A 19,419-nucleotide genomic window follows, 5' to 3' on the forward strand; every position below is an offset into this window, starting at 1 on the left:
TTGATTTATATACTATAACCATCCTAAAACTTTCGAGGTTGGGACAAAAGTACCCAACCTCTTAGTATGTAATCTATAATAATGATCAGTCGCAGTGGTTGAGTGGCATCTAAGCACTGATAAATCAGTACTTAGATGCCACTCTCATCCGTATCTGTAGACGCTAAAACACTGACACCTAAGTATCATAAATCTTCTGAAAGAACCTTGAGTAGTAGCATGGTTCTTTCTTTTTTGTATTCTAAAAGCCTCGCCAGTTCATACTAGGGAGGCTATTTTGTCTATCCCTCAACCACGTCAAACTTGAGTTTGCCTCGGTTGGTACCGATTTTGAGGGTTTGCCCTGCGGTCAATTGACCTGCTAGGAGCATTTCTGATAATTGGTCCTCAACTTGGGTTTGGAGGGTTCTGCGAAGTGGGCGGGCACCCATTTCTGCATCATAACCATCTTCTGCCAAATGTTTGAGGGCAGCGGGTTGAATTTTGAGAGTAATGCCTTTTTCAGCAAGGGTCGCAATCAGTGGTTTAATCATAATTTTCACCACATCGCGCATATTTTCTTGTGACAAGCTATGGAAGACCACTTTTTCATCAATACGGTTGATGAATTCTGGGCGGTAGGCTTTTTTGAGCTCTTCCATGATACGATTTTGCATGGCTTCATAGTCATGAGCGACAGCTTTTGCCCCAAAACCGACTGTCTTATCATCACGAAGTGCAGTCGCACCGAGGTTTGACGTCATGATAATGATAGTATTTGAGAAATCAACCTTGCGCCCACGACTATCGGTAAGAACACCGTCATCAAGCACCTGCAAGAGAATGTTGAAGATGTCTGGATGAGCCTTTTCCACCTCATCAAAAAGAAGAACCGAATAAGGTTTGTTACGAACCTTCTCCGTCAATTCACCACCTTCATCGTAGCCAACATAGCCTGGAGGGGCACCGTTAAGGCGTGAGGCCGCAAATTTTTCCATATACTCAGACATGTCAAAGCGGATGAGGGCTGACTCATCATCAAAGAGCACTTCTGCTAAAGCCTTGGCAAGCTCTGTCTTACCAACCCCAGTCGGTCCCAAGAACATGAAGGAACCGATTGGACGCTTGCCTGTGCGGATGCCAGATTGATTACGACGGATGGCACGGCTGATGGCTGATACTGCTGCATCTTGCCCGATGACACGCTTATGCAATTCTGCCTCCAAGTTGAGGTATTTCTTGCTGTCTGCCTGTGTGAGTTTTTCCACTGGGATTCCTGACAAGCGACTTAGTGTTTCCATGATATGATCCTCTGTCACTGCAATTGGCTTACGCATTTTCAGCTTGTGGCTAGCTTTGATAGCCTTTGAAGCAGCTTTCATATCGTCATTTAAGATAGCTTGGTCAGCTTCTGTCAAAAAGGCTGGCGCTGATTTTTTGACGGTAGTCTGGACGGTAGCTGATGCCTCATCCAAAAGGTCAATGGCTGAGTCTGGCAAATTTTTGCTAGTCAAGTATCTGTGGGCTGCTTTAACCGCCGCAAGTACTGCTGCGTCAGCAATTTCCACATGATGGTAATCTTCATAAGACTTTTTGAGTCCCAGCAAGATTTGATAAGCATCGTCCACACTCGGTTCTTCCACCAAAATCTTGGCAAAACGACGAGAGAGCGCCGCATCTTTTTCAATATGCTTTTGGTATTCTTCCTGAGTCGTCGCTCCAACCGTACGAAGTGTCCCGCGAGCAAGCGCTGGCTTGAGGATATTTGCCGCATCTAAGGTACTGTCAATCCCGCTACCAGACCCCATAATCGTATGGAGTTCATCGATGAAAAGAATGATATGACCATCTTCCTCAATGTCCGTGATAATCTGGTTCATCCGCTCCTCGAAGTCTCCACGAAAGCGCGTCCCAGCCACTACGCTCATCATATCCAACTCAAGGACACGCATGTCCTGCAATTCATAAGGAATCTCTCCGCTGACAATACGCTGGGCTAGACCATAAGCAAGGGCTGTCTTACCAACACCCGCATTCCCAACAAGAACTGGGTTGTTCTTGGTTTTACGGCTGAGCACCTGAACCATGCGCGACACTTCCTTGTCACGTCCGATAACAGGCTCTAGTCTGCCCTGACGCGCCATTTCTGTCAAATCACGAGTAAAGTCTTCTAACTCACCAGCTGTTGACGGTGGTTTCATCATATCTGAGAAATTTCCGCCTGGCTTAGCCTTCTTAGGATTGCGCATATCGTAGATAGCTTTGACATCCTCTTTTGTGAAACCAGCTTGGCGCTCCAAAGACTTACGAAGGTCCATCAAGCGAACCGATTCGCCATCATCTTTGAATTTGAAGCCGACGAGTTCCAAAATACGTGTCGCTATCAAATCTTTATTAATCAGCACAGCTAGGAGAACGTGTTCTGTTCCGACTTCCTTGGCTCCCACGACTTGGGCAATATTTTGTGCTAAGCGCAGCACTTCCTTGACTGCCTTGGACTGCTCCAAAAAGACATAGTCTGCCACGCCGTCATTAGGAGCTTTGCCCATTGCCAGAATGGCTGCGGCTTCATACTCCTCATTGGCTACTCTGTCCTCATACTCGGCGAAAGTCAAGCCCGCAACTGAGTCATGAACCATCACCATAGCCAAAAGCAGGTGCCAAGTCTCTAAATAGTGGCTTTCATAGCGCGCCGCTTGGAACTGAGCGAGACTGAAAACCTCCTGCATTTTATATGAATAGTCACTCATAAATGAAATCCTTTTCTATCTAATCGTTGTAATAACTTGCGCAACATGCGTGCGCGAATGGCTGGCGCATCTGGACCAAGCACATCATCCCCCGAGGTTGCCAAAATCAAATTGCCCTCACGCTCGGTAAGAACTTCCTCATCAAATAAGAGCTGAATCAAATCATCAAAAACCTGTTCACTGATGGTCTCACCGACATTTGCCATAAGATTGCCAAAAAGATGATGCTGGTCTGAAAAATGAACCTTAGCGATGCGGATATAACCACCGCCACCGCGCTTGCTCTCAACCTCATAACCACGACTTTCAGTGAAGCGTGTCTTAATCACATAGTTAATCTGACTAGGCACCACCTGAAATGTGTCAGCAAGATTTGACCGCTTAATTTCCACAATCCCCGTCTGTTCCAACAGCGATTTGATGTAGTCTTCAATATTGTCCGACGTATTTTTAGTAGCCACAAGCTCACTCCTTTCTTTGATGTTTACTGACCTTTATTATATCAAAATTCAGCGCATTAAGGAAAGAAAAGATTTAGTTTTAGTGGAAAATAGCTAGCGCTGACAGAGGATTTCAGTTGCCTTTTCCTGCAATATAAGATACAATGAAAAAGTATCAAACGAAAGGTAAAAATGAATGAACTACATTATCACATTTTTGATTGCAATGGTTCCCCTAGTTGAACTTCGCGGAGCTGTCCCATACGGTATCGCAACCGGAATTCCACTCTGGCAATCCTTACTTATTGGTGTTATCGGAAATATGCTTCCAGTTCCAATCATTTTCTTCTTCGCGCGTCGAGTCCTGGAATGGGGAGCAGATAAGCCCTTCACAGGAAAATTCTTCACTTGGTGCCTAAAAAAAGGACATTCAGGTGGACAAAAACTCGAAAAGACCGCCGGCGAACGTGGTCTCTTCATCGCACTACTTCTCTTTGTCGGCATCCCACTTCCAGGAACAGGTGCCTGGACAGGAACCCTAGCGGCCTCAATGCTAGACTGGAACTTCAAACGCAGCGTCGTTGCAGTCATGTTAGGAGTTATCCTAGCCGGTCTCATCATGGGAACCCTGTCTGTTGTTGGATTTAATATGTTTTAAAAAGAACTCGTTGGGAAACCAGCGAGTTTTTCGAATACGAAACAAAAAATGCCTAGAAATTCATCTAGACATTTTACATATGATGCGGTAGATAAGTGACACTTCATGACTTGCCACTATCCTAATCAGCCTCGCGAGGGCAAAAAGACGAAATCAGAGATTTCTGTTTTGCTCCCTATTTCTCCAAAGCTGCTGCCATTGTTGCTGCAACTTCTGCTTCAAAGTCGTTTGAAGCTTTTTCAATACCTTCACCAACTTCGAAACGTGCGAATGTCACGGCTTTAGCGTTTACTGAGTCAAGGTATTGTTCAACAGTTTTGCTGTCGTCCATAATGTAAACTTGTGCAAGAAGTGTGTAGGCTTGGTCAACTTTAGTGTTGTCAAGCATGAAGCGGTCCATTTTACCTGGGATGATTTTATCCCAGATTTTTTCTGGTTTACCTTCAGCTTTAAGCTCAGCTTTGATATCTTCTTCAGCTTGTGCGATAACTTCGTCAGTCAATTGAGCTTTAGAACCAAATTTCAAGTGTGGAAGAGCTGGTTTGTTAACCATAGCACGTGATTCGTTGTCTTGGTCAATAGTATGGTTCAATTGAGCCAACTCATCTTTAACGAATTGTGGGTCCAACTCAGTGTATGACAATACAGTTGGTTTCATAGCTGCAACGTGCATTGATACTTGTTTAGCAAGTGCTTCGTCGCCGCCTTCGATAACAGTGATAACACCGATACGTCCACCGTTGTGTTGGTAAGCACCAAAGTGTTGTTCGTCAGTTTTTTCAACCAATGCAAAACGACGGAATGAGATTTTTTCTCCGATTGTAGCAGTTGCAGTTACAAATGCTTGTTCCAAAGTTTCACCTGAAGGCATTGTCAAAGCAAGAGCTTCTTCATTGTTAGCTGGTTTACCTTCTGCGATAACTTTAGCTGTTTCGTTAACCAAAGTAACGAATTGGTCATTTTTCGCAACGAAGTCAGTTTCAGCGTTAACTTCGATAACTGCCGCTACGTTACCGTCAACATAAACACCAGTCAAACCTTCAGCGGCAACACGATCAGCTTTTTTAGCTGCTTTAGCCATACCTTTTTCGCGAAGCAATTGAATCGCTTTGTCGATATCACCATCAGTTTCTACCAATGCTTTTTTAGCGTCCATGACACCAGCACCAGATTTTTCACGCAATTCTTTAACAAGTTTAGCTGTGATTTCTGCCATTTTCGTTCTCCTTATTTAAGATAGAATATTATATAAAAATAAAAACGAGACAGAGCGGTTTGCATCTGCCCCGTTTTAACTGTTACTTATTGATTAGTCGTTGTTTGAACCTTCAACAACTTCAACGATTTCTTCGATTGAATCTGCTTGTGCTTCTTGAGCGAAGTCAACGTCAGCATCTTCACCTTGGCGACCTTCGATAACAGCGTCAGCCAATTTAGAAGTAATCAATTTAACGGCACGGATTGCGTCGTCGTTTGCTGGGATGATAACATCGATATCATCTGGATCAGCGTTTGTATCAACCATCGCTACAACTGGGATACCAAGTTTTTTAGCTTCTTTAACAGCGATTTGTTCTTTGTGTGGGTCAACGATGTAGATTACATCTGGAATGCGAGGCATATCTTCGATACCACCCAAGAATTTTTCAAGACGTGCACGTTGTTTGTTAAGAAGTGCAACTTCTTTCTTAGGAAGAACTTCGAAAGTTCCATCAGCTTCCATTTGTTTGATTTCTTTCAAACGAGCGATACGTTTTTGGATTGTACCCCAGTTTGTAAGAGTTCCACCCAACCAACGGTGGTTGATGTAGTACTGACCAGCACGTTCTGCTTCTTCTTTAACAGCGTCAGCAGCTTGTTTTTTAGTACCAACAAACAAGATAACTGCGTCGTTTGCTGCTGCATCACGAACGAATTCGTAAGCTTGGTCAGCCAATTTTACAGTTTGTTGAAGGTCGATAACGTGGATTCCGTTACGTTCTGTAAAGATGTATTTAGCCATCTTAGGATTCCAGCGACGAGTTTGGTGACCAAAGTGAACACCAGCCTCAAGAAGTTGTTTCATTGAAATTACTGCCATGAGTAGTTTCTCCTTTTAAAATGTTTTTTACCTCTCTAAAACTTCGGCTTGCAAGGCAACCACAAGGGCAACCGCCCCACAATTGGTTTTAGATGAGAATTTGTTACTTTACGCAACTATATCAGTTTATCAAAAAATGACTGATTTGACAAGTATTTTGTAGCATTTACCTGCCTTTTACCTAAAGAATTTTGAAAATTAGCTTGACGGAAGATGGCTTTTACGATAAAATATTATTTGTTATGGCGGTATAGCCAAGTGGTAAGGCACGGCTCTGCAAAAGCTTGATCGTCGGTTCAAATCCGTCTACCGCCTTAAAGTACCTGATTTAACAGGATTTAACCGAATGAAAAGCCCAATTTGATGGGCTTTTTGATTTTTACAATCGGATAAATTCAGATAAAAACTAAAATATTTTTGGACAAATTTTGGACACATTTGGGACTAGATACTATTTCTAACACTATCAAAAAATCGCTCTAAAATAATTAGAGCGATTTTTTCATCTAGGTTTATTCTACAGTACCCCAAAGACTGATACGGTTACCTGCCTCATCGGTTTGACCAATTGCCATATAGTTACGTTTGCCAGATCCTCCGATATAAGAAATCCAGCGGTAACCATTAGCAGAACCTTTGCTGTCATACTTGACAGCTTGCCCTGGTTCATAGACTGCTACAATCTCACCGTTAAGGTTTGGTGCACGGCGGACATTGATAGCAGCATCACCGACTGTAAAAGTACCTGTTTCTGGGATAAGGTCAATTTCATTGCTTGTTGGTGCTTGCGTAGGCTCTTGTGAGCTACCACCACTTGAATATGGTGGATAGAACCAACCAACTACACCAGAAAAATCACGACTATTAAAGCGAGCGGGTCCGCCTACCTCAAGAGCGTTCCAGTTGCCATCAATGTTCTGCTCAACGGTTTTCATAGTGTAGCCATCACTGTCCTCAATCACAACTCCAGTATGACCGTAAGGATGACTTGCTACCGCCATTACAAAGATTGCGCCAGCTTTCGGATTTGCATCTGTTGGCATACGGTGAACTTCCCAACCTGCACCAGCTGCTGCATCTAATAAGTCAATAGCATTTCCCCATAAATCTACACCAAACCAATTTTTGGCAATAAAACACGGCAAATCTGCGCATTGTGTACCGTATACGCCATCTTTATCAACACCCATACCAGAGTTGGCAAGGTTGATTGTGTATTGTATAACTTCATTTGCTGTTGTCATTATGTTTCTCCTCTAAGATTATTCCTAAAAATGGGTCAAGCATGATCGCAATAAATCCAAGTGGTATTACTAATGGAATGAGAACCAACAGCAAGAGTACTCTTATTACTGTTTTCATGCCTAACCTCCTTATTGGTTTTCCTGTTGATAATTCTTGCTAGAGATACCTAATACTGTACCTGCAAAAGTAGCAAAAAGCGCAATTGTACCTGTGATAGCTGTAGTATCAAATTTATACAATGCACCCAAACCTGTAATTAGTGTGATACCTGCTGGCACAACAACTGTAACTACTTTTTTAGCAACATCATATTGTCCGTTTGTTAATTTCATGATTATTATCCTTTCTTAAAGGTAGATCAATAAATTCCTCTTTATACATCATTTCAATTTCGCCATTTCCGTCCAACATTTTGTAAGAGTCAAATAGTTTAGCTATTTCACGCTTATTTTCTAACGTGGTATAACCAGCTATTATATCTTTTGTCATGTCATGAAAAAGCCTATATCTAGTGATGTCTTTTGAGTTCTTCTTTAGTTTTTCAAGTTCTGCAGTATTACTAGCTAAATCTGACTTAATTTTTATATTATCTTTTTTTAACACATCCAATGATTGAATGATTTCTTGCTGTCCTTGTTTAACCTCATTATCACGTTTTCCAATAAAGAAATTTGATATGGTACTTATTAACGTACCAACAACCCCGCCAGAAACAGTAATAATTGCGACAAGTACAGCACTATCTTTTAACAATGGTGGCACTCATCTCCTCCTTACTATCTATTGAATAATTAACTTGATACCTCTAAATTTAGAAAGTTGATTGATTTTATTTATAACTTTTATGCTATAAATACCAACATCTAAAGTCTGGTTATCTTGAGCTGGACTATCATTAACGGTAACGGTTACATTATCACCGAAATATGATAAACTTACTGGTCTCTCTACATATATCAATGCCTCAAACAATGTTTTAACATTACCTTCTTGTAGTTGCCCCTCAAGGTCAAATCCATCAACTTTACTAGGCAACCATTTGACCTGTTTATCCGCATCTGATAGATGGTCTGAGTAGTTTAAATCTGAGATAACTTTATTAGATTGATATCCAATTTTTTGTGAAGTGCTAATTTTATGTGTTCGTGGCAGTAACTCGCTTGCTAAAAATTCTGCTCCCTTTTGGTGTCCTAGGTCTCCAAAATGACACATATCAGGAATGAGAGATTTAATACTATACTCTGAGTTATTCAGAATGTTTCTAGTTCCTGCATTATAATCGATAAATGGAATACCTAATTCATTTGCCAAGTCTTTTTTGATATTGTCCGCAATGCTATTGATTTTTGAACCAAATCGCTTATAATTTTCAAACTCTGCCTGTGTTGACATTAGTATAGGCTTAATGCCTTTAGTTATTAAGCGGTTAACAACGTTGATATGGTTATCTTTAAAGGCTTGAATATTACTCCTGTCATAGATACTGTCATTGATTCCCATTGCGATAAAGGCATAGTCTATTGGTTCAGTAATCGGAGCTAAAACAGCATCCAAATTATCTTTCAACCAAGAAATCGTTTTACCCGAAAACCCACGATTGTAGAATTTATGATTGAAGCTATAACCTTTTTGACTATTGATAATACCGTTTAAAATCTCAGTATACGTCTTTGGTTTTGAAATTAGACTTTCAAGAACATTCCCTGAATAGCTAGATGTTCTATAACCATCTGTCGTTGAGTCACCAAGCGTCACAATAACCGTGCGTTTTGTTTGTAGGTCAACTTTTAACTGATCTAATGTGATATCTTGCTTTCTTTGCATCCCCTGGTTATCAAGAAAAATATTGCTATTACTAGAAATGTGCCTAATCTCACCATTATAGATTTCAGCAATCTTAATGAGTGAAGCTGTCTTAGGAATTTGAACGCTCTTATACTCATTGTAAGAGTTCATTGTTGTCACTTGAAATTTCTTGGTTTCTCTATCAAATAGCAACAGATGACCAAAATATGACGTATAAGTTAATTCAAAATCGTCAATACCATTGATGAAATAGTTCTGATATGAAATGATGAAGTCGCCTTTTTTTCTCCCTCGAATGGTCTTTGTCGCAAGGTCAAGTGTGATCTCACCTTGAATAACTGTTCCCCAATCAGCGTTAATGTAATCCAGACGCTCTCCAACTTTTAGCCCTGCTGTTTTAACAAACGGCGACGATTGTGGATGTACCAACACACCTCCGTACATAATCGCTAAAATCGTTTCTCTGTTACCTATATTTGTGATATCATTTAAATTTTTAACGTATAGTTCGCTTGTCTGATCATTGTAAATAATGTACTGGGATAGATTGGTACTCGGAAGAGGGGCAGTTAAAGTCTGTGTTATTCTCGCTTTTCTTTTCCCTACTTGGAACCAACTGCCATTACTCAACTCTACTTTTGAGTTAGTAACATCAATCAATAATTGTCCGGCAATCATCAAGCCAAAACCCATCCGCTCATCTAATTTTTGGTCTGTTACAGATCCATTAACAATATTTGATGTCGATACTGCATTTTGACCAACGACGGCGACACTTCCGCCGGTCAGTTTCTCTTTGACATCTTGTGTGAGCATTTCATACGTTATTTGTTCAATGCCTTTTTTGTCTAATTTTGTAGCATCCAAAGATTGAGCCAGTTTATTTGCGGTATTAGCGTTAGCATTAATACTTGATAGGTGCTGTGCAAGGTTATCAAACTCCCCCCTCGCTCTTGCTACTTCAAGATTATTATCGCTACTGTTTTCTTGCGCATCGTGGTAAACACGCTCTAGCCCAACTCTAAGAGCATACCTAACATCTTTACCATACTTTTTTTGAATGATGGCATCTAGCGCCTCATCAATAGAGTACAGCTTGTTATAGTCCATGTGGGTTTCATCTTGATAAAATCGTGTATCTCCGATTGCCTCAGTATTGTTATTACTCATTACCTATCTCCTTTAATTCATTTAACTTGGTTTGTATTTCAACAATCTTAGTGTCATACAGCTCTTTTTTACTAACAGCTACTTTCTTTTGTGTGGTTAAGGTTGCTACCAAGCCTGCATCACTTTCTGGATCAAGATGCTCAATCTCAACATCTAGAGTTAAGATTTCTTGTCCTAAACTCTCTGACTGTACTTGATATTGGGATAATTCGCTCTCTAGTAAAGCGATGTTATTTGCTTTCGCTGTTTGTTCTTCAAGTAATCTTTGTTTTGCAGCGTTATCTGCTGCTACTTTCTCCATAGTTTTTTGCGCCTCCTGCTGTTGTAATTGGAACATTGATAAACTCTGGTTACTAGATCCGACTGTTAAAGATACAGATTGAGGCTTAGTAATATTGATAGTTTTCTCAATAATTTGCAACTCCTCGATACCAGACATTGGGGCATTTACTATTTGATGTGTATTTCCAACTCTAAATTTGACATATCTATCATCGATTAGACAGAGTTCCACAACATCTACTTTCCAACTAGCTAGAATAGTTTTCAAATTATCAATGTACTGTTGCCCGCGCCTTTTAAGTATATCTGGGGAAGTGATTTCAGACCATGTAACTGATTTTGTAATCAGACCAAATTGCTCTATCAATTCTGCATTTTCTAACCAGTTTCTACCATTGTTAACAGATTTGATAGTAACCTGTTCACGAATAATATCAGCACTTGAGGTTTCAGATGTTGACCCATTGTCTAGGTCTGCGCCAACCGGGACAATTCTTGTTAGTAATCCATCAAAAGATAAATCCCTTGTAGCTGTTTTAACGTTTGCCCCCAACATGATAGGTGAACCAGTGATTTTATCTCCTACTTCTTTCAGATAGTCAATATACATTGCATCTTCTTCGTGCCTCAACACTAGATAGCCATTTGTCTTATTAATCAGTCGTTCCTTGATAGTTTCCCAACTGGTGTCGTATCCAGTATATCTAAAAGGGGTGTCAGATGGGGCTGGTACATTAACCAACCCTACCTTAAAACGCTTATGAGGCTCAACCTGCGCATTATGCCTGTTAATAATTCTAGCTAGATAATCTTCAAGTCCTTTGTTAGGTACCTTTTCATAATCTTGACAGCTATCATGTAAGTAAGCTAGCATATCTTCGCAAATAATTTCTTGAGCAAAGCCATCAGATGTCATGGTCATTGAAATTGAAAGTACCCTACCATAAAATTCAATCTCTCCATCAAATAAATTAACAACCTTTACAATGCCCTTGATAGGCTTTATTTTTTTGTAAAGATTGTGCTTTATACCAATGGCAAGATGGCATTCGTTAATACCGTTGACAATTTGCTTGATAGATCCAGAGCTTAAACGATATTCTTGGCGTGATACTGTTGGTTCATGTAGCACCTTTTGTTTGCTAGTATCCCTAATATCTTCTGCCTGATCCCAGTATAAAACAAGAAAACCGGGATTTTTTGCTATGTTGTCAACAATCACCCTAGTACCTCCCTAGGAAATCTAAAAGAGACATCAGCATTACCTGTAATTGTGAAAAGAGCTAATTTTCTTGGCGGTATTTTCAACAATACATTTTCATTCTCTCCACTACTAAACTGATAATCAGTTCCCTCAAAGTTGATAACAATGTTTGAACTACTGATAATCTTAGGGATGATGGTTGTGTCGCCGGGGTTAAATACTGGAATAACCTGCTTTCCTGTTATCTCCCATTTTGTCCAGTTAGCAACACTATACTCAAAACTAAAATCATCCCAAACATCATCAAAATAATCATCCATTGCTGTAAGAAACGGATAGCAATCAAATTCGATGGTTGCTATCAATGCCTTTTTCTTAGCATCATCTTGCACTTTTACGCTTTTACATTTGCCATACCAATAAAAACCTTCATCGTGTGTATCTGTAAGCCTTGACTTCCCTATACGCATCAAAGCGCTTTTTATTTCTCTTTCTGCCGTTTTTCTATCAGCATATCTAGTATTAGGTAGCTTAAATTCATAAGTGATAATACGGTTATTAAAGTAACGCTCATCATTCATCATCGAAAAATCCAACGCCCCTTGAGAATAAAGGAGATTTTCTAAAACCTCCTTTTCTTCCGGTGTTGGGGCATCTCGACTTACAAGATACCAACCGTGACTTTTAGTGTTAAAATCACCAAATGTTATATACTCAACAATTTCTAAAATCATAATTGATGTCTCCTTTTCATTGCTGTATTCATACCGATTGCCTCATCGTAATAATCTTTGGTTTCTCCTACTAAAGTGCCATTATCAAGTACAATCTGTTTGCCTTTTTCAACTAGCATTTCAAGGTCATAAACCTTATCAAGTAGATTTTCCAAAAGGTTATTATTTTGGATGTAATAAGCATCGGTTTGCGATTTTTTATCATCGGTTGTCACGCGCATAGCTTGTTCTCTCATCACTTTAGCCGTGATAGAGTGTGAAATGTTAGAATTTCCAACTCCTAACACATTTTCTGCTTTAAAGCTAAAAGCGTTGATTTTATCAAACATGCCAGAAATAGCATCATCAACTTTAACGGTACTTTGGTCAATACCTTTAGCAACCCCTAAACCAATCCACCAACCGACAGCATCCCTAAATAGCCTTGATGGTGAATGGATTTTAGCCTTAGCTTGTGCCGCTCTTTCTGCTTGTGCTACTAGCTCATTAGCTGCAGCAGTAACCGCACCTAGAGCAGACCTCATACCAACTGCTAAACCTTGCCCCATGTAACTACCCGCTGATTGAAATGAACTATACCCATTTCTTGCTGCATTAACTGCTTGGTTTACCGCTGATTGTACGGTTGTAACTAACTGATTACCTGCCATTCTCATAGCTGATACCATCTGACTACCACCAGACCTAGCAGCTGTTACAACGTTATTCATACCGTTTCTAACAGTTGATACAATCTGGTTCATAAAACTCTGTGTGCTAGATACCATTTGAGTACCAGAAGAGCGCCATGATGATACCATTTGGCTGCTACCAGAGCGTACAGCTGACATTGCGTTATTCATACCATTTCTTGCTGTGTTGGTAACTTGATTTATACTTGATTGCATAACTGATACCATCTGACCACCTGCCAACCTCATAGCAACTGACATTTGAGCGCCGCCGGCTGTTACAGCACCAACCGCTGACAAAATAGCACCAGAAACACCAACACCTAGCATCATCATCTGACTAACAAAAACAGTAGCAGATGAGCCAGCTCTTGATAACGCCCCAGATAAGCTCGATGTTGCAGAAGTTATAGCAGATATTCCAGAGCTAGCCATCAATGCTGATGATCCAATCATTACAAAAGAGCTACTTGCCATTGTCGTTGCTACTGAAACTGACATGATTTGAGTATTAAACGCTGTAATTAGAGCTCCAACAGTAGCAAATGCAACATTGATAACCATAGCTTGAGCGCCAAAAGATGCGAAACCAACACTTGCCATCATTAAAGCTGGTGTAATTGTCATGATTTGGCTCTTAAACATTGCAATAGGGGCATTGATAGCAGACAATCCCGCAACGCTCGCTACTGCTTGAGCTGTGAAACTTGCAAAGCCTGCGGCGGCTGTTGTCAATGTAATTGGCAAGGTTGTCACCGAACTACCAAGCGTTGTAATACAAGTTACAAAACCAGTAAGACCAGCAACTGCTGTGGTAGCTGATAAAGATACCATTTGCATCCCTTTACCTAATGCTGTCATACCAGTACCAGCACTTGTTAGACCAGATCCGGATGCTGCGATAGCAGCAACACCAGTAGCTACTGCTGCAAGTGATGCACCCATATCAAAGAGGTTTAGCTTGGTAATCTTACTTACACCAGTAGCAAGCTGATTAAAGCCCTTGCCAGCATTTAACGCTGCTTGACCTACCGACTGGATAACTCCAGAAATAGAGTTTAGGATTGCAACCAATCCTCCACTTATCGCATTGACTACTTTAGTGATTGCATTAGCAAAGGCTGTTACACCCGGTTTACACACATTTAGAGCCAAGCCGAAAGCTGCAACGCCAGCGGCTGCAACAAGCATCCCTGCACCAAATACGGTTGCACCTGCTCCTGCAACAAGAGCGCCCGCTCCCATAACCAGTAAGCCAGCACCTAAAGCAGCAATACCAATAGCGGCACTAGCCCCATGAGTGGCAATCATTGGTAAATGACCCGCTAACATTGATAAGCCAGCAGATGCTGCATAGACACCAACACCGATGAGGGCAATAGCTGCACCAAAGGCTAAGATACCAACAGCACCTGCTGATAAAGCTGGACCAAGCAAAGCAAAGATACCTGCCAATGCTGCAACACCTACTGCCAAACCAGCAAGAGCAATAGCTGCACCACTACCAGCGCTAGAAAGTTGTATAGCAGCCTGTACCAAGACATAGATACCAGCAGCTGCTAGAGCTACACCAGCACCTACCATGAGCATTGCAGCACCCATTGATAACCATTGAGCAGGGCTTGCCATAGCTGCTGCTTGACCAAAACCAGTTGCGACAGTTGATAATGCTGTAGCTAAACCTTGTAAAACCGTCGAAATTCCTTGAGCAATTGAGGTAATCAATGTGCCAAGACCAGAAAAGACTTGTTCGATGATACCTTTTGATTGTGTGGCTTGACCACTTGTACCAGCAAGTGCATTCTTAACCTCGTCAAGAGCTTTTTTCCCACCCTTGCCAAATGCTTTGAAAGGATTCCAGCCATTCAGCATCTTAAAGATGGCAAAACCGCCAGCAACTGATGCTATAACCGCCCCCCATTGCTTAACTTGATCCATATCAAGATTATCAATGAACTTCTTAACGCTATCTACAACAGCATCCACTTTATTTCTAAAAGTTTCACTAGTGTTATAGGCCGTAATAAAAGCTCCTACTAAAGCTCCAATACCAACAACAGCTAGCATAAATGGATTTGCACTTAGTGCTGACTTTATCAATCCAAAAGACTCTGAAACACCTTTGATAATTCCAGAAACTGTTTTAAATCCTTTGAAAGCTGCTACAGCTCCTAAAACTGCTCCAGCTATTGTTTTGATTGTTTCTGGTGGCAAAGATGAAATAAATTCAGCACCTCTCTTAGCAGCATCAGAAAGCCAGTTGACTACCTCACCAAGTGCTGTACCAATTTGGCTTATATCTGGCGCACTAGAACTTAAAGAAGAAAAAACATGACCTATTGCATCTTTTACTGCTGAAAATGCTGTACCTACTGCTGTAATAGCACCGGTATCCTTGAATTTATCAAATGTCTGTTTGACTTTACTTACACCACTTTCAATAGTTGATATAAAGCCCATTATTTTAGCGACTGTCGTCTCTGGCAGTAACCGTTTTAAACCAGCTTCAATCTCTGGTTTTGCAGAGGCTATAAATGTTGAAATGGCTTTAGGTAAAGCCTTAAAAGCATTGCCTACCATCGGGATAAAGTTTCTAAAAACAAATGTTGATGCTGTCTTTGCTAAATTCGCTAAAGGTTTTGTAATATCACCGCCTGTTGTAAGATTTCCTAAAAAATCTTTAAAGGCTGCTTGCATTGATGCAAAAGATCCAGAAAATGTTTCAGATGCCTCTTTAGCCGTTGTACCAGTGATACCTAGTTTCTTTTGTACAACAGAAATAGCCTTGACCATGTTTGCGAAAGACATATCTCCCTCATCAACGGTCATATTAAGCTCTTCTTGTACATCTTTATAGCTAGCGGCATCTTTAATTAGTCGTTGCATCTCTGCTTTTGTACCGCCATAACCTAATTTTAGGTTATCTAACATAGCATAGTTGCCACGTGCCAATGATTGATAGGTTTGAGTAATAAGTTTCATGTCAGAACCCATTTTGTTTGCATTATCTGACATATCTGTCATTGCTGTATTGGCTAAATCAGCCGCTTTTGCTGTATCTCCTCCTAAAGAAGAGATCAAGCTAGCAGAAAATGATGTTACATTTTCCATGTACTCGTTTGCTGATACCCCAGCTGTCTTAAAAGCTTCACTAGCATACTGTTTAACAGTTCCTGCTGAACCTTTAAACAGCGTTTCAATACCACCTATAGATTGTTGTAGTTTTGCACCCTCGCTAATAGCTGATGAAAATGCTCCTTTAACACCTCCAACAAGTGCATTAACACCACTCATCAATGCACCACTCACTAAATTTGCTCCGAGTACAGATTTAAAAGCTGAACCTAGACCACTCAATGAGGTTTTTAGACTGTTTATATCGCCTTGAGCTTTTTTACCATCTAAATCAACCGCAATGGTAACTTTACCGTCTGCCATGTTTTACCTCCTTTCTTTGTTAAATATTTGGTAATGCGTATTGTTCCTGCAACTCACGCATTCTTTGTTTTTCTTTTGAGCTTTCCCCTTTTGATGGTTTCCACGCTCTGATTTTCATGACCTCAACAAACTTTGTGCCATCTGGTAATCCAGATAATAGAGCGTTGAATTTTTGCCAATGCAATTTACCTTGTTGTTCAATCAAATCAATGTTATAGGCTTGCATAAACGATGAAAAAATGTACTCGCCATCATATTTGACATTAAACAAGGGCTTATCATCGCTATCTGGGTCATCTTTGGGCTTTTTAGGCATCACATTCCCCTCAATGTCATACCTATCAACCTCATCAATAGCCCTAGTAACTTGTATGTGCTTTTCAAATATCTCTGCATAGATGGCTAAAGCCTCCTCTGTGTCCATATCCTTAAAAGTCACATCATCAGTTAATTTTGCTAAAGCTAGCTTTGGTTTAAGTTCCACTGGGATATGTTCTTTACCCCACATATCAAAAACCCATAAAACCCTATCAAACGATAATAAAAGCTGATACTCTTTGTTATTAAGTACCAGCTTGTCATCCATTTTTTTGGAAATATCAAACATTATTCAGCAAGATACTTCTTGAAATTTTCATCGTTTAGTTTTTTCTTCCATTCTTTTTGAATGGTTGCTGAAACCTGTAAGAATACATTGAGATAATTCCAAGTGTTTTCACCCGCTACCTCATAGATTTTTTGTGAGGCATCCTCATCAAACATTGCTACAAAGAACTCATCTACCATTGGTTTTAGAGCTTTACGCCCCTCTTGGTCATTCATGTTCTCTGCGTCTTTTTGATAAGCATCCACTTTACCCTCTAGCTCAAGCGCTTTGTCTTGGATTTGAGCATCTTTTTTATCGGTTGCTCGATAATCGAGGGTAAACTCTCCAAAATCAAACGTTAGAACTTTACTACCTAATTCAATTACAGTTTTATTTGACATGTTCTTTTCCTCCAAAATGTCTGTTAATTTGTTGATGGGTTATCCACCCACACCAGCCTCAATAGGCTCTTTAATCCATTTGAGCGTACATCCAAATTCTTCATAGGCTGTAGCATCACCAGCACCTGCTTTAATTTCAGATACATTTGCAACCTGTGTATAAGTTTTTTTGCCATCAGAGCTAGTTACTCTATGCCATACACGTCGTGCATCTCCTGTTTTGTACTTCATTGCTGCAATCATTGCTTGTGCTGCATCTTCTGGATCATATAACCCCTCAAATGAGTAACCACCAACAACAGAGAGTACCGTTTCTTCTGGCGTACCATCACCATCATAGTAACCAGTATCATCTGTATCTTCATCTGTTTCATCGTCAATGGTTTCAATATACTTGGCTAGCCGTTTCCAAGCTTCTGTTCCCGGAACAACTGCTGGGTTTTTAGGGTCAAATGGCGCAATTTCGTGTTTGCGCTTGGCGTTTTTATTTCGTACCATGAATTATCCTCCTGTAATTTCTAATTTTGCGATTACTTGCATTGAGTAAATAAAGTAACCTTGCTCATCCTTACCATTGATCCCCGGTTTATCCACTTTCAATGATAAGAAAGTGTAAGAGTTATCAGTACTAGGTAGGTCAATATCAAGCGATGATAAGTCACCATTGATAAACCAAAGCGTATCAATAGCTTTCCTATTCTCTTTACACTTAATGGCAATTTCAAACGGTAGTGAAACCTCTCTAGTGCCATCCATGTACTCTTTATCAATAATTCCACCACTTAAAGCATTGATAACTAGATCATCTTTATCATCCTCAAAGTAATCAAGGCGAGCCTTTAGCGGCAATACTGGGATGTTGTTAATATGTGCTAGTAGCACCTCTTGAAAGTTCTTGTTGTTTTGCATTATCTAATACCCATTCCTTTAATAGCTGCTTTTCTCAACTTGTCTATGTTTGCTTTTAATGGTTTATCCCATCTACTACCAGTACCAGAGGTTGTATATTTCCTAAAAACAACAATCCCATTAGTACCGTAAAACTGCGCTCTAGCATAAACCGTGTTATAGCTCGCATCTCCGTTAGGCTCTACACGCCCAGAGACTCTTAATGCCCCTCCACCTGCCCTAAGAGGTATTGAACTATCCATAATAAGCAAAGCCTCGCTACCAGCGGCAATCTTGCCACGTTGCATAGCTTGGGGAGATACTTTTTTCTCAACCCCTGCAAGGTCAACTGTTACTCTGACATCTGCCATTAAGTAACCTCAACCTCATAACTGAAAATTTTGCCATTAAGGTAATTAGGTTGATAGCCTGTCATAATGTAATCACGCTCCCCATCATTTACAATTGCACCCAACCAACTATCATCAACTGTCACATTTGCAAACTTTGGATAGATGTAAATTACACCAGCTTTCTGCCTAGTTTTAGAGTTGTTAGTACCTGTAACAGCCACCGACCTATCAAACCTTACTGGCTTAACATCCAATGGGTCAGCATACGTTGCATCTCCAAAATCATCTTTGCCCTCAACCTTTCGGACTGTAACAACATCTTGTAATAAGCGTTTATCTATCATAATCAACTCCCACAATTAAGCTAAATCCCGCTTGTTTTAGGGCGTTTTCAGCATCCAAGCAAAGGTTGAATTGTTGACCAGCTGAAATACGGTATTGACTGCCATAATCAATTTTTGTACGACCAATAGAAACGCTTGACATGGTTTGTTTATCATCAGCTGTCATGATGCCAGAGCTATCCAAATAAGCAATCTGAAAGCCCATAGCTAGCTTTACAGCAGACTTGCGGTAATCTGCCTCTGTCTCAAAGTCAATGTACTGTTGGTAAATGCCTTGAGTATAGAGATTGATAGCAATTTCTGCTCTTTTAGCTAGCTTGTCAAAGTCAGTCACATCATCAAAACCTAAATCATCAACAAACTCATCTTTGGTTAAATAAGACATAGTAA

The 19,419-nt window shown here is 40.4% G+C and carries 19 protein-coding genes, 1 tRNA gene and 1 pseudogene; 2 read left to right on the plus strand and 19 right to left on the minus strand.

From position 1 onward, the window contains the following. Nucleotides 1–281 precede the first annotated feature (281 nt). Nucleotides 282–2,729, minus strand: a complete 2,448-nt coding sequence (locus IYQ92_RS03030; protein ID WP_195675275.1) for an ATP-dependent Clp protease ATP-binding subunit — start codon at nt 2,727–2,729, stop codon at nt 282–284. Beyond that, a complete protein-coding gene (locus IYQ92_RS03035) occupies nt 2,726–3,190 on the minus strand; it encodes a CtsR family transcriptional regulator (protein WP_195675276.1) in 465 nt (154 codons plus the stop codon). Before IYQ92_RS03035 ends, IYQ92_RS03030 begins: the two co-directional genes overlap by 4 nt. Nucleotides 3,191–3,365: 175 nt before the next feature. Here IYQ92_RS03035 and IYQ92_RS03040 point away from each other — a divergent pair, with 175 nt between their 5' ends. Then, nucleotides 3,366–3,827: a COG2426 family protein gene (locus IYQ92_RS03040; RefSeq protein ID WP_195675277.1), complete on the plus strand. Its 462-nt coding sequence runs from the start codon at nt 3,366–3,368 to the stop codon at nt 3,825–3,827. 175 nt (nt 3,828–4,002) lie between these two features. Here the strand turns inward: IYQ92_RS03040 and tsf are convergent, their stop codons facing one another. Both tsf and rpsB read right to left on the minus strand, forming a co-directional pair. Then, entirely contained in the window at nt 4,003–5,043 is a 1,041-nt protein-coding gene (gene tsf / locus IYQ92_RS03045) for a translation elongation factor Ts (protein ID WP_195675278.1), read from the minus strand. A 93-nt stretch (nt 5,044–5,136) separates the two neighbouring features. Next, nucleotides 5,137–5,907 (minus strand): 30S ribosomal protein S2, encoded by a 771-nt coding sequence (gene rpsB / locus IYQ92_RS03050; protein WP_195675279.1) that lies wholly within the window; start codon nt 5,905–5,907, stop codon nt 5,137–5,139. 244 nt (nt 5,908–6,151) lie between these two features. On the opposite strand from rpsB, the gene IYQ92_RS03055 reads away from it, so the two are divergent. Beyond that, nucleotides 6,152–6,222, plus strand: a tRNA-Cys gene (locus tag IYQ92_RS03055). Nucleotides 6,223–6,419: 197 nt separating this feature from the next. Here the strand turns inward: IYQ92_RS03055 and IYQ92_RS03060 are convergent. The 15 genes and pseudogenes from IYQ92_RS03060 to IYQ92_RS03125 all read right to left on the minus strand — a co-directional run. After that, nucleotides 6,420–7,163 (minus strand): annotated as a pseudogene (locus tag IYQ92_RS03060) (CHAP domain-containing protein); the annotation flags it as partial. After that, the gene (locus IYQ92_RS10480) at nt 7,135–7,269 is read right to left on the minus strand and encodes a hypothetical protein (protein ID WP_267490028.1); all 135 of its coding nucleotides are present in this window, start codon (nt 7,267–7,269) and stop codon (nt 7,135–7,137) included. The pseudogene IYQ92_RS03060 and the gene IYQ92_RS10480, both read right to left, overlap by 29 nt. A gap of 11 nt (nt 7,270–7,280) precedes the next feature. Beyond that, nucleotides 7,281–7,484, minus strand: coding sequence for a phage holin (locus IYQ92_RS03065; RefSeq protein WP_195675281.1), 204 nt, complete (start codon nt 7,482–7,484; stop codon nt 7,281–7,283). Beyond that, nucleotides 7,459–7,914, minus strand: a complete 456-nt coding sequence (locus IYQ92_RS03070) for a hypothetical protein (protein ID WP_195675282.1) — start codon at nt 7,912–7,914, stop codon at nt 7,459–7,461. The genes IYQ92_RS03065 and IYQ92_RS03070 overlap by 26 nt, the downstream gene beginning before the upstream one ends. A gap of 18 nt (nt 7,915–7,932) precedes the next feature. Then, entirely contained in the window at nt 7,933–10,128 is a 2,196-nt protein-coding gene (locus IYQ92_RS03075; protein WP_195675283.1) for an SGNH/GDSL hydrolase family protein, read from the minus strand. Further along, complete coding sequence (locus tag IYQ92_RS03080) at nt 10,121–11,632, minus strand: phage tail protein (protein WP_195675284.1); 1,512 nt, start codon at nt 11,630–11,632, stop codon at nt 10,121–10,123. The genes IYQ92_RS03075 and IYQ92_RS03080 overlap by 8 nt, the downstream gene beginning before the upstream one ends. After that, nucleotides 11,629–12,348 (minus strand): hypothetical protein, encoded by a 720-nt coding sequence (locus tag IYQ92_RS03085; protein ID WP_195675285.1) that lies wholly within the window; start codon nt 12,346–12,348, stop codon nt 11,629–11,631. Before IYQ92_RS03085 ends, IYQ92_RS03080 begins: the two co-directional genes overlap by 4 nt. Further along, complete coding sequence (locus IYQ92_RS03090) at nt 12,345–16,457, minus strand: tail tape measure protein (RefSeq protein WP_195675286.1); 4,113 nt, start codon at nt 16,455–16,457, stop codon at nt 12,345–12,347. Before IYQ92_RS03090 ends, IYQ92_RS03085 begins: the two co-directional genes overlap by 4 nt. A gap of 19 nt (nt 16,458–16,476) precedes the next feature. Continuing rightward, on the minus strand, nt 16,477–17,064 hold the full coding sequence (locus IYQ92_RS03095; RefSeq protein WP_195675287.1) for a Gp15 family bacteriophage protein: 588 nt from the start codon (nt 17,062–17,064) through the stop codon (nt 16,477–16,479). Next, nucleotides 17,064–17,444, minus strand: a complete 381-nt coding sequence (locus IYQ92_RS03100; protein WP_195675288.1) for a hypothetical protein — start codon at nt 17,442–17,444, stop codon at nt 17,064–17,066. Before IYQ92_RS03100 ends, IYQ92_RS03095 begins: the two co-directional genes overlap by 1 nt. Before the next feature lie 39 nt (nt 17,445–17,483). Next, entirely contained in the window at nt 17,484–17,942 is a 459-nt protein-coding gene (locus IYQ92_RS03105; RefSeq protein ID WP_195675289.1) for a phage tail tube protein, read from the minus strand. A gap of 3 nt (nt 17,943–17,945) precedes the next feature. After that, nucleotides 17,946–18,353, minus strand: a complete 408-nt coding sequence (locus tag IYQ92_RS03110; protein ID WP_195675290.1) for a minor capsid protein — start codon at nt 18,351–18,353, stop codon at nt 17,946–17,948. Then, nucleotides 18,353–18,703 carry a minor capsid protein gene (locus IYQ92_RS03115; RefSeq protein ID WP_195675291.1) on the minus strand — a complete coding sequence of 117 codons (351 nt, stop codon included), beginning with the start codon at nt 18,701–18,703 and terminating at the stop codon, nt 18,353–18,355. Before IYQ92_RS03115 ends, IYQ92_RS03110 begins: the two co-directional genes overlap by 1 nt. Beyond that, nucleotides 18,703–19,029: a putative minor capsid protein gene (locus IYQ92_RS03120; protein ID WP_195675292.1), complete on the minus strand. Its 327-nt coding sequence runs from the start codon at nt 19,027–19,029 to the stop codon at nt 18,703–18,705. Before IYQ92_RS03120 ends, IYQ92_RS03115 begins: the two co-directional genes overlap by 1 nt. Next, nucleotides 19,019–19,414 (minus strand): hypothetical protein, encoded by a 396-nt coding sequence (locus IYQ92_RS03125; protein ID WP_195675293.1) that lies wholly within the window; start codon nt 19,412–19,414, stop codon nt 19,019–19,021. The genes IYQ92_RS03120 and IYQ92_RS03125 overlap by 11 nt, the downstream gene beginning before the upstream one ends. Nucleotides 19,415–19,419: the final 5 nt, after the last annotated feature.

It is taken from the genome of Streptococcus sp. HF-1907 (assembly GCF_015594605.1).
GTDB lineage: Bacteria > Bacillota > Bacilli > Lactobacillales > Streptococcaceae > Streptococcus.